Below are 11,480 nucleotides of genomic sequence, written 5' to 3' on the forward strand. Positions count from 1 at the left end.
GGCTATCTTTGCCGCTCACTCATCTAATCATCTATATCAATGTTGATTAGACAATTGCCCCTTCATAGATAGCTGCGTCAGTTTTCATCGTTCGCGGCGGATTACCAAAGGACTGTCATGAACTCTTGGATCGCGAACATGAGCGTGATGCTCAAGCTGGCTCTGGGTTTTGCTGTTGTGCTGTTTCTAACCGCTATCCTGGCCGCGACCGGCTGGACCAGCCTGGGCAAGATGATCCAGCGTGCGGATCGAATGACCAGCATTACCGAGCTCGGCAACCGTCTTGATCACCTGCGCAGGGCTCGCTTGCAATACCAGGTGGACAAGGGCGATGAACAAAAGGGTGAATTGATCCAGGCGTCGCTGGAACAATTTGTCGCCAAGCAAAAAAGCCTTGCAAATGAGTTGAAAAAACCCGAAAACCTGAAAAAACTTGCGCTGATCGAGCAGGCCAGCACCGAGTATCAAGTGGCGCTGAATACAATGCGCGAGGCTTATCGCACTGACGCAGCCATGCGCAAGGAGATGGGCGTCAATGCGGTCAAGGGCGCCGCGCTGATAGCCAAGGTCATCAATGACGTAGAAGCAATGCCTGCCACGGACGAGCGGCGTTTTGAGTTGTACCGGATTATCCTCAAAGCCAAAGAGGACGTCGCGCTGGTGCGTTATGAAGTGCGTGGCTACACGGGCAACCCCAACAGCGCCACCGAACAGGCCGCCACCCGCCAGCTCGAAAATGCGCTCAAGAGCATCGAAACCCTTAACGGTGCTTTCGGCCCGAGCTATGCCGACACCATCAAGCAATTGGAAACCGCGCTGATTGCTTACCGCCGTTCGGTGCAGAACTTCACCGCCAGTAATCAGGCCATTGGCAAGGCCGTGCAAGACACCATCGATCTGGGTGAAACCATCACCCGTCTGACTGACGAAATGTACGCCAGCCAGTTGGTCTCCCTGGGTGACGAAAGCGCCCAGTCCCGTATCCTGCAGTTGAGCTGCACTGCCTTGGCGATGCTGTTGGGGATTCTTGCGGCCATGATCATCACTCGCCAGATTACCCGGCCGTTGCAGGACACATTGGCGGTGGTCGATCGCATTGCGGCAGGCGACCTCACGCAAGGTACGGTCGTGACCCGGGGTGATGAACTGGGTGTCTTGCAGCAAGGTATCCAGCGCATGGGCACCACGTTGCGCGACTTGATCGGTGGCATCCGCGATGGCGTCACCCAAATCGCCAGCGCCGCCGAAGAGTTATCGGCTGTCACCGAGCAGACCAGTGCCGGGGTCAATAGCCAGAAGACCGAGACCGACCAGGTGGCTACCGCCATGCAGGAAATGTCGGCCACCGTGCACGAAGTCGCGCGTAATGCTGAACAGGCTTGCACGGTCGCGTCAGAGGCTGATGCACAGGCCCGTATCGGCGACCAGGTGGTTGCGCAAGCCATCGTTCAGATCGAACGCTTGGCCAGCGAAGTCGGGCGTTCCGTCGACGCCATGGATGAGCTGGAACAAGAAAGCGCGCGCATCGGCAAGATCATGGACGTGATCAGGGCGGTGGCGGAGCAGACCAACTTGCTGGCCCTTAACGCCGCCATCGAGGCCGCCCGCGCGGGTGACGCCGGGCGCGGTTTTGCCGTGGTCGCCGACGAAGTGCGTGGGCTGGCCCAGCGTACCCAGCATTCCACCGAAGAGATCGAAAGCCTGGTGGCGGGCTTGCAGAACGGCACGCGCCAGGTGTCGAGTATCATGCGCAATAGCCGCGAACTGACCGACAGCAGCGTGGAACTGGCCGGCAAGGCCGGCATTTCCCTGGGTAACATCACCCAGGCGGTTTCGGGCATCCAGGCCATGAACCAGCAGATTGCCGCTGCTGCGGTGCAACAAAGCTCGGTGGCCGAGGAAATCAGCCGCAGCATCCTGAATGTGCGCGATGTATCCGAACAGACCGCTTCAGCCAGCGAAGAAACCGCAGCCTCCAGCATCGAGCTGGCGCGCCTGGGTAACCAGTTGCAGCAACTGGTCAGTCACTTCAAAGTGTAAAAAACGGAAAAAAAAAGCCCCGAACCAGTCGGGGCTTCAGATCGTCGGCTTTGCGGTTAGTTTTTATCCGGTCCGCAAGGGCCGCTTACTCGAGGCAAGCGTGTGAATCAGTGGAACTGTTCTTCTTCGGTGGAGCCGGTCAGTGCGGTCACCGACGAAGTGCCGCCCTGGATCACGGTGGTCATGTCGTCGAAGTAGCCGGTGCCCACTTCCTGCTGGTGAGCCACGAAGGTGTAGCCCTTGGCGGCGTCAGCGAACTCTTGCTCTTGCAGCTTCACGTAGGCGGTCATGTCGTTGCGGGCGTAGTCGTGCGCCAGGTTGAACATGCTGTGCCACATGTTGTGGATGCCGGCCAGGGTGATGAACTGGTGCTTGTAGCCCATGGCGGACAGTTCGCGCTGGAACTTGGCGATGGTCGCGTCGTCCAGGTTCTTCTTCCAGTTGAAGGAAGGCGAGCAGTTGTACGACAGGATCTGGTCGGGGTATTCCTTCTTGATCGCTTCGGCGAAGCGACGGGCTTCGTCCAGGTCCGGCTTGGCGGTTTCGCACCAGATCAGGTCGGCGTACGGCGCATAGGCCAGGCCACGGGCGATGGCCTGGTCGAGGCCGGCGCGCACCTTGTAGAAGCCTTCCTGGGTGCGGGTACCGGTTACGAACGGCTGGTCGTACGGGTCGCAGTCGGAGGTCAGCAGGTCAGCGGCGTTGGCGTCGGTACGGGCCAGGATGATGGTCGGTACCCCGGCAACGTCGGCAGCCAGGCGGGCAGCGGTCAGCTTCTGCACGGCTTCCTGGGTTGGAACCAGCACCTTGCCGCCCATGTGGCCGCATTTCTTCACCGAGGCCAGTTGGTCTTCGAAGTGAACGCCGGCGGCGCCAGCCTCGATCATGCTCTTCATCAGCTCGTAGGCGTTCAGGACGCCACCGAAACCGGCTTCAGCGTCAGCCACGATCGGCGCGAAGTAGTCGATGTAGCCTTCGTCGCCCGGGTTCTTGCCGGCTTTCCACTGGATCTGGTCGGCGCGACGGAACGAGTTGTTGATGCGCTTGACCACGGTTGGAACCGAATCCACCGGGTACAGCGACTGGTCGGGGTACATCGACTCGGCGGAGTTGTTGTCCGCGGCCACTTGCCAGCCCGACAGGTAGATCGCCTGGATGCCGGCCTTGACTTGCTGCACAGCCTGGCCGCCGGTCAGGGCGCCCATGCAGTTGACGAAATCTTTCTCGGGACGGAAGGCTGGCTTGGCGCCCTGGGTCACCAGGTTCCAGAGCTTCTCGGCGCCCATTTTCGCAAGGGTGTGCTCAGGTTGAACCGAGCCACGCAGACGGACGACGTCAGCAGCGGAATAATTGCGCTTCACGCCTTTCCAGCGCGGGTTTTCAGCCCAGTCTTTTTCAAGGGCTGCAATTTGCTGTTCGCGTGTCAGTGCCATGGAGATAAACCTCGTCGCATAGGTCTTGGTGGAAAATTCCTGCTCCTGCCGACCAGGGGTTGGCGTACAAGTCGGTTCAGGCGGGGAGGCGACGGGATGAACGATGGGCTCGAGGGGAAAGTGAGCAGGTAGGGGCGAACTGCGGGCGCATTCGGGCGTCGTGGGCCTCCATACGAACTCAGAGTGATGCCGGGTTACCTAGTTACGCTTCCGTCCCTCGGGACAACTTCGTTCCAGTCGCAACCTCGTCAAACACACCTTGTGGGCGGTACAGACACGAATCGGCTCGCAGGGTAGTTGCAAGCGTCGACCCGAAGGCCCTTGCCAGGGCCCCTGATTAGCGGGAGCGAGGCCATCATGCCTTCGGTTTTTTTGCTCGTCAAACGTTTTGTAGTGCTTTTTTTATGGCACTACATCTTTGGTCTAATACGACTCATCAGTCAGTTTTTGGTGCTTCAGTTCAGGGTATCGACCTTGACCCGCAAAATCATGTCGTCGCGGCCCTGGGTCGAGTAGCTGCGGGTCAGGCCCTGTTTGTCGGCTTGAGTCTGGCGATTGACGCCGGCCAGGGTGATCCATTCGCCCAGGCGGCCACTGACGGTTGTGTCGGTACTCTGAACGTTCACTACATCGGGACGCTCCTGGCTCATGCGGTCACGATTGGTGCTGATGCTCAGATGAACGGTCTCGCCGGTGACGCTGGCCGTGACATAAAAACCCTGGGTGACGTTGCGGTATTCAGTCTGGCTCTGCATGCGGCCGTAGTTGTCGGTCTGGTTGCTAGTGAATGGCACGCTCTGGCCGACCTGGATCAGCGCCGGCTGGCCTTCACTGGCCTGCACCTGCTGCACGCCGCCGTCACGGCTGGCGGTGCTGCGGTTGATAATGCGGGTCTGGCTGGGGGCGGCGCCGTTGATCGAATAACCCTGGTCGCCCTGCAGGTTGTTTTCGTTGGTGTCGACCGTAATCAGCAGGCGCTTGGGTGCGGTGTCCAATTGGGCGAGGAATTGCCGCAGTTCTTCGATCTTGCCGGGCTCGGCGTTGACGATCAGTTGGTTGCCGTAGGCGCTGACCTGGCCGTCCTTGCCGATGAAGTTCTGTGCCACCGGCAGCAGGTCGGCGCTGGTGCGGTAGTTCAGCGGCACGATTTGCGTGTCGGCCATGACCGACAGGCTGCAACCGAGCAGCAGGGTAACCAGGAAGGTGCGTAGAGGCATGTCCATTTCTCCGCGAGACAAAGGCTTGATATTGCCAGTTTGTCGGCCCCGGATGGGGCAAGTTGAATGGTAGACGGCAAAACGCCCCGGCATCGGGGGATGACGGGGCGTTTTGGATGTTGTGTGATGCCCTCGCCACAAAGGCCATCATCTTGCTGGTAGGCGGGGGTTCAAGCCGAATGCCGCACCATGTCCACATGCGGAATCCCGGCTTCCAGGAACTCCTCGCTGACCACCGCAAACCCCAGCCGCTCGTAGAACGGCGTGGCGTGCACCTGGGCGCTGAGCATCTGTTGCTGGAGCCCACGCTTCTCGGCTTCGGCGATCACGGCGTGCATCAGCGCGTCGCCCACCTTCAGGCCACGCCAGTCCTTGAGGACCGAGACACGGCCGATATGGCCATCGGTCAACAGGCGGGCGGTGCCGATGGGAAAGTCACCTTCAAACGCCAGAAAATGCACCGCGCTCTGGTCGTCGGCATCCCATTCCAACTCAGGAGGGACGGACTGCTCGGCAATGAACACGGTCTCACGAATGCGCCGGATCTCGGCGTTATCCTTTTGCCAGTCTGCGACACGAACGTGAATTTTATTCATCGGCAAACCCCAGGCTGCCTTGCTTGACCAGCTCGCAGACCAGGCCGCGACCGTCTTCGTCGGCCAACCACGGACCGAGGTTCTCGATGTGCAGGGCGTCGGCGGCGCAGATCATTTTCAGCAGCTCGCGCAGCTTGCCTGGCAGGTAACGGCTCTGGCCGCTGGCGAACAGCAGCAGGTCGTCATCGACTTCCGACCAAGCCAGGCGCGCGCTCGGGTTGCGAATGATCACAGCGCCTTGTTCCAGGCTGGCCAGCAGGTCGTCTTCTTCCAGTTCCGGGCCCACCACCAGTTCCGGGTAGCGCGGCTCGGTCATGAACTGGCCGAACCAGGTCAGCAGCAGGCGCTCGTCGCTCATGTGCTCGGCCAGCAAGCCCTTGAGGCGGTCGAGGGCGTCCTGCTGGATCTGGTGCGGGTCGGCCACCGGGCGCGCATCGGCGTCGGTGTAGCGTTCTTCGTCTGGCAGGAACTGGCTGAGGAAGTCGGTGAAGTGAGTCAGCACTTCAGCGGCGCTCGGCGCACGGAAACCCACCGAGTAGGTCATGCAGTCGTCCACGGCCACGCCACAGTGGGCCAGGCGCGGCGGCAGGTAGAGCATGTCGCCTGGTTCCAGGGTCCACTCATCAGTGGCTTCGAATTCAGCGAGGATGCGCAGGTCGGCGTGCTGCAGCAGCGGGCTTTCGGAGTCGCACATCTGGCCGATCTTCCAGTTGCGCTGGCCATGGCCCTGTAGCAGGAATACGTCGTAGTTATCGAAATGCGGACCCACGCTGCCACCTGGTGCGGCGAAGCTGATCATCACATCGTCGATGCGCCAGCTCGGCAGGAAGCGGAAGTTCTCCAGCAGCTCGCTGACTTCCGGTACGAACTGATCGACCGCCTGTACCAGCAGGGTCCACTCGCGCTCTGGCAGCTTGCTGAATTCGTCTTCGGCGAACGGGCCGCGACGCAATTCCCAGGGGCGCTCGCCGTGTTCGATCACCAGGCGCGATTCGACTTCTTCTTCCAGGGCCAGGCCGGCCAGTTCATCGGCATCGATCGGGCTTTGGAAGTCAGGAATTGCCTGACGGATCAGCAGGGGTTTTTTCTGCCAGTAGTCGCGCAGGAACTCCCGTGCCGTGATGCCGCCCAGGAGTTGCAGAGGAATATCAGGATTCATGTGTAACCTATTGAAAAAATATACTTTTCAGACGCGAATAAAAACGCCCGGCGCGGCCGGGCGTCTCAAAGGTAAAGCCGTGGATCAGATGCGCTTGGCTTGTGCCGCCGCGTTGCCGATGTAGCTGGCCGGCGTGAGCTTCTTCAGCTCCGCCTTGGCCTCGGCAGGCATGTCCAGGCCATCGATGAAAGTCTGCAACGCTTCAGGGCTGATGCCCTTGCCACGGGTCAGCTCTTTCAGCTTTTCATACGGGTTTTCGATGTTGTAGCGACGCATCACGGTCTGGATCGGTTCGGCGAGAACTTCCCAGCAAGCGTCGAGGTCGGCGGCGATCTTCTGCTCGTTCAGTTCCAGCTTGCTGATGCCCTTGAGGCTGGCTTCGTAGGCAATGACGCTATGGGCAAAACCCACGCCCAGGTTACGCAGCACAGTGGAGTCGGTCAGGTCGCGCTGCCAGCGGGAGATCGGCAGTTTGCTCGCCAGGTGCTGGAACAGTGCGTTGGCAATGCCCAGGTTGCCTTCGGAGTTTTCGAAGTCGATCGGGTTGACCTTGTGCGGCATGGTCGAGGAACCGATTTCGCCGGCGATGGTGCGCTGTTTGAAGTAACCCAGGGAAATGTAGCCCCAGATGTCGCGGTCGAAGTCGATCAGGATGGTGTTGAAGCGCGCGATCGCATCGAACAGCTCGGCGATGTAGTCATGCGGTTCGATCTGGGTGGTGTAGGGGTTGAAGCTCAGGCCCAGTTCGTCTTCGATGAAGGCGCGGGCGTTGGCTTCCCAGTCGATGTCCGGGTAGGCCGACAGGTGGGCGTTGTAGTTGCCCACGGCGCCGTTGATCTTGCCTAGCAGCGGCACGGCGGCGACTTGAGCGATCTGGCGCTCCAGGCGGTAGACCACGTTCGCCAGTTCCTTGCCCAGGGTGGTCGGCGAAGCCGGTTGACCGTGGGTGCGCGACAGCATCGGCACGTCGGCGAAGCGAATCGCCAGCTCGCGGATGGCCTGGGCGGTCTGGCGCATCAGCGGCAGCAGTACATCATCACGGCCTTCGCGCAGCATCAGGGCGTGGGACAGGTTATTGATGTCCTCGCTGGTGCAGGCAAAGTGGATGAATTCGCTGACGTTGGCCAGTTCCGGCAGCTTGGCCGCCTGCTCCTTGAGCAGGTATTCGATGGCCTTGACGTCGTGGTTGGTGGTGCGCTCGATCTCTTTGACGCGCTCGGCGTGCTCCAGCGCAAAATTGTCGGCCAGGGCGTTCAGCACGGCATTGGCTTCGGCGGAAAACGCCGGGACTTCGCCAATGGCAGGGTGGGCGGCCAGGCGCTGGAGCCAGCGCACTTCAACCAGAACGCGGGCACGGATCAGGCCGTACTCGCTGAAAATCGGGCGCAGGGCCTGGGTTTTGCCGGCGTAGCGGCCGTCAACAGGGGAAACCGCAGTGAGCGAAGAGAGCTGCATGGGGTGTTCTCGGACAGTCGGGCAACGAAATGGGGCGCGTATCATACATGAAATCTTGCGCCGGTCCGTCGCCAACTGACCGGCGTATTACGCGTAACGAGACACTATTTATTACTTGTGGCGAGGGAGCTTGCTCCCGCTGGGCTGCGTAGCAGCCCCTCTTGAGTCCGGGTTGCCCGGATTCAGGGCCGCTTCGCGCCCCAGCGGGAGCAAGCTCCCTCGCCACAAAAAAAATGGGCTGAGGCGACTTATTCGTTGCGCATCAACGGGTAAAGCTCTTTAAGCAATTTGCGCCGGCTGATCACCAGTTGCCAGCGATGGCCGCCCAACTGCCGCCACAACCGTGCCGAGCGGATACCGGCCAGCAACAGGGCGCGGATCTTCGAGGCATTGCTCGGTTGCTGCAGGTTGCGCATGTCGCCATGCACCTGGATGCGCTGGCGCAGGGTACTCAGGGTGTCCTGGTACAGCGCGCCGCAGGCCGCGACGACGTTTTCGTGGGACGGGCCGAAGTGCTCGACCTGGGACTGGATCTGCGGCAAGCGTTTGCCGATGGTCTCCAGCAGGTCGTCGCGCTTGGCCAGCTGGCGCTCAAGGCCCAGCATCGACAGGGCATAACGCAGCGGTTCGCGTTGCAGGGCGCTGGGATCGCGCTCCAGGGCGCCGATCAGTGCACGATAGCCTTCGCGCAGGTTCAAGTCGTCGCCGCCGTAGACTTCCAGGGTGTCCTTGGGGTCGCGAACCAGCAGGCTGCCGAGCATGCAGGCTACGCCCGCTTCGGTGGCCTGGCCGGTCTTGGCGATCCTGTCCACCAGCACGGCGGCGAGAAACACACCGCCCAATGCTGTCAGTTGTTCCTGGAGGGGGCTCATGCCTTGCTGCTCCAGGGTTCTGCGACTTCGATCACGCCACCGCCCAGGCAGATTTCGCCGTCATAGAACACCACGGACTGGCCGGGCGTGACCGCCCGCTGCGGGTCATCGAAGGTGGCTCGGTAGCCCGTGGCGGTTTTTTCCAGGGTGCAGGGCTGGTCGCTCTGGCGGTAGCGAACCTTGGCCGTCAGGCGGCGTGGTTCGCTGAGGTCGATCGGGTTGACCCAATAGATGTCGGAGGCGAGCAGGGCGCGGGAAAACAACCAGGGATGGTCGTTGCCTTGGCCGACGATCAGCTCATTGTGCTCCAGGTCCTTGACCAGCACGTACCACGGCTCTTCCCCGGCGTCTTTCAGGCCGCCGATGCCCAGGCCCTGGCGCTGGCCGATGGTGTGATACATCAGGCCATGGTGGCGGCCGATGACCTCGCCTTCGGTCGTCTTGATCTCGCCCGGTTGGGCCGGCAGGTATTGCTTGAGGAAGTCGCTGAAACGGCGCTCGCCGATAAAGCAGATCCCGGTGGAGTCTTTTTTCTTGGCGGTGGCGAGCTGGTGTTTTTCGGCGATCGCGCGCACTTCGGGCTTTTCCAGTTCGCCTACCGGGAACAGCGTCTTGGCGATCTGCTCGCCGCCGACGGCATGCAGGAAGTAGCTCTGGTCCTTGTTCGGGTCCAGGCCCTTGAGCAATTCGGTGCGGCCGTCGATGTCGCGGCGGCGCACGTAGTGGCCGGTGGCGATCAGGTCGGCGCCGAGCATCATGGCGTAGTCGAGGAACGCCTTGAACTTGATTTCGCGGTTGCAGAGGATGTCCGGGTTCGGCGTGCGGCCGGCCTTGTATTCGGCCAGGAAGTGCTCGAACACGTTGTCCCAGTACTCGGCGGCGAAGTTGGCGGTGTGCAGCTTGATGCCGATCTTGTCGCACACCGCCTGGGCGTCCGCCAGGTCGTCCATGGCGGTGCAGTATTCGGTGCCGTCGTCTTCTTCCCAGTTCTTCATGAACAGGCCTTCCACCTCATAACCCTGCTCGATCAGCAGAAGGGCGGAAACGGAAGAGTCCACGCCGCCGGACATGCCGACAATGACGCGCTTCTTGGATGTGTCAGAAGGAGCTGGATCACGCATAGGAGTTCAATGAGTGTCTTGAAAAAGGACGCGATTCTATCAGGCCCGGGCGCACAAGGCTAAAGAGAAGGACGGATCAGCGTCAGACTGTGGCAGTGGCCGGCCAGATAATCGTCGATGCAGCGGATGATCAGCTCGCTGCGCCAGCGGTCGCGTTGCTCCAGCAGTTCGTCGCGGCTTAGCCATTTGGCGCCGAGGATACCGTCATCCAGTTGATAGTCAGGGCGATGATTCAAGGCCTTGGCGGCGAAACAGACTCGCTGGTAGGTCACGCCGTTGCTGGGGGCGGTGTACAGATATATGCCCACCACGCTCGTGGGTTCGACGTCCCAGCCGGTTTCTTCCAGGGTTTCGCGCGCGGCGGCTTCGATCAGCGTTTCGTCGGGGTCCAGGTGGCCGGCGGGCTGGTTGAGCACCGCGCGTCCACCCTTGGATTCTTCCACCATCAGGAAGCGACCGTTGTCTTCGACGATGGTGGCGACGGTGATGTGGGGTTGCCAGTTCATGGGAGTCCTTATCTTGAAATTGGAATGCAGGCCGCTGTGGGGCAGAGCTTGCTCGCAATAGCAACGGGTTGCTCGATACTAAACGAATGATGAATCGCCGTCCCGAGCAAACTCCCATGCAGGTGATTGAGTCCTCCTGTCAGTGGCTGGGATGTAAGTTCAATTGCCCTTCGGGGTTCTAAGCAAAGTATGCCTATCCTCACAGGGCGATGCATATTGCATTCGGATAGTATTTGTCGAGGTAAGGGAAGTCCCGTATGTCACAAAGTTTGCCTGCGCCTGTAAATGATTTTATTGTAATGGTCACCTGTTTTTTTGAAGTGTCGTGGTTGAATTCGATGACGGCAGTTGCGTCCGAAAACCCGTCTTCTATCGTCAGGTTCGTTACGCCAGGCGGATAGCTTTTGTCCGGTGTCAGGTAGAGGTCGGTAGACATCGTCCCTACGAGTTTGTCGATTTTGTGCATTTCTCCCGGTGGGTACTCTTGGTATACATCGCAGTCTGAAAGATAGAGCGTGACGTTACCTAAAGATGAAAATCTGTCCGTGGGGTTGATAACGACTTGTAAGACCTTTTCTTTCGGGGTAGTAAGCGCGGGGCTGGTTGAGGAATGTTTGATGACCTGGTCGTTGATTTGCACCTCGGGCCATTCGGCCTTATCTGTCTGTTGGTCGAATTTTTTACCGGGTATGTGCATTTCGAGCTGAATTAACCCTGGAAAGTCCTCGAAGACAATAGAGGGGGCTCTGACGCTTGCGCCAGGTGAGTTGGTTGAGTAGATAACTTGATTTCCGAATTTGTTTAAATTGAATGTGTATGTGGCATCTGGGCTTGTAAAGGTTAGTTGTTGTGTGGTGGGGGTGTAGTTGTATATCTGTCCAAAGCGATTGGGGCGGATGTCTGTAGAGCAGCGTATGGCGTAACGGTCGGGAAATTCCTCTATTTTAGGGTATTCAAAAGGCTCGTCAGCGCCCTCTCTCCTAAATAGGGTGGGGGAGCCTCGCAGTTGTTGAAAGTCTAAATTTCCAATTGTGAAGGGTATTTGAGCGTTCATAATTGCTTGCGCAGTCTTTTTCATGGT

10 protein-coding genes and 1 pseudogene are annotated in these 11,480 nt (G+C 59.9%); 2 read left to right on the forward strand and 9 right to left on the reverse strand.

The genetic code is table 11. The features are described 5' to 3' along the window. Nucleotides 1-252 precede the first annotated feature (252 nt). A pseudogene (locus tag TK06_RS33315) lies at nt 253-1,137 on the forward strand (methyl-accepting chemotaxis protein); the annotation flags it as partial. A 198-nt stretch (nt 1,138-1,335) separates the two neighbouring features. Then, complete coding sequence (locus tag TK06_RS33320; RefSeq protein WP_371914168.1) at nt 1,336-2,040, forward strand: methyl-accepting chemotaxis protein; 705 nt, start codon at nt 1,336-1,338, stop codon at nt 2,038-2,040. Nucleotides 2,041-2,147: 107 nt separating this feature from the next. Here TK06_RS33320 and aceA read toward each other — a convergent pair whose 3' ends face one another. The 9 genes from aceA to TK06_RS01455 all read right to left on the reverse strand — a co-directional run bounded on the left by aceA (nt 2,148) and on the right by TK06_RS01455 (nt 11,477). Further along, a complete protein-coding gene (gene aceA / locus TK06_RS01415; protein ID WP_063320477.1) occupies nt 2,148-3,473 on the reverse strand; it encodes an isocitrate lyase in 1,326 nt (441 codons plus the stop codon). Between the two features lie 455 nt (nt 3,474-3,928). After that, entirely contained in the window at nt 3,929-4,690 is a 762-nt protein-coding gene (locus TK06_RS01420) for a secretin N-terminal domain-containing protein (protein WP_063320478.1), read from the reverse strand. Nucleotides 4,691-4,860: 170 nt separating this feature from the next. Next, complete coding sequence (locus tag TK06_RS01425) at nt 4,861-5,286, reverse strand: GNAT family N-acetyltransferase (protein ID WP_018609216.1); 426 nt, start codon at nt 5,284-5,286, stop codon at nt 4,861-4,863. Next, a complete protein-coding gene (locus TK06_RS01430) occupies nt 5,279-6,445 on the reverse strand; it encodes a cupin domain-containing protein (protein ID WP_003203358.1) in 1,167 nt (388 codons plus the stop codon). The genes TK06_RS01425 and TK06_RS01430 overlap by 8 nt, the downstream gene beginning before the upstream one ends. A gap of 84 nt (nt 6,446-6,529) precedes the next feature. Continuing rightward, complete coding sequence (gene purB, locus TK06_RS01435; protein ID WP_063320479.1) at nt 6,530-7,900, reverse strand: adenylosuccinate lyase; 1,371 nt, start codon at nt 7,898-7,900, stop codon at nt 6,530-6,532. A gap of 248 nt (nt 7,901-8,148) precedes the next feature. Beyond that, complete coding sequence (hflD, locus tag TK06_RS01440) at nt 8,149-8,772, reverse strand: high frequency lysogenization protein HflD (RefSeq protein WP_063320480.1); 624 nt, start codon at nt 8,770-8,772, stop codon at nt 8,149-8,151. Further along, the gene (gene mnmA, locus TK06_RS01445) at nt 8,769-9,893 is read right to left on the reverse strand and encodes a tRNA 2-thiouridine(34) synthase MnmA (RefSeq protein ID WP_057450008.1); all 1,125 of its coding nucleotides are present in this window, start codon (nt 9,891-9,893) and stop codon (nt 8,769-8,771) included. The genes hflD and mnmA overlap by 4 nt, the downstream gene beginning before the upstream one ends. Nucleotides 9,894-9,952: 59 nt before the next feature. Further along, a complete protein-coding gene (locus TK06_RS01450) occupies nt 9,953-10,399 on the reverse strand; it encodes an NUDIX hydrolase (RefSeq protein ID WP_063320481.1) in 447 nt (148 codons plus the stop codon). A 199-nt stretch (nt 10,400-10,598) separates the two neighbouring features. Beyond that, nucleotides 10,599-11,477, reverse strand: coding sequence for a hypothetical protein (locus TK06_RS01455; protein ID WP_063320482.1), 879 nt, complete (start codon nt 11,475-11,477; stop codon nt 10,599-10,601). Between the last annotated feature and the right edge of the window lie 3 nt (nt 11,478-11,480).

It is taken from the genome of Pseudomonas fluorescens, from assembly GCF_001623525.1.
In the GTDB taxonomy this organism is placed as follows: domain Bacteria; phylum Pseudomonadota; class Gammaproteobacteria; order Pseudomonadales; family Pseudomonadaceae; genus Aquipseudomonas; species Aquipseudomonas fluorescens_Q.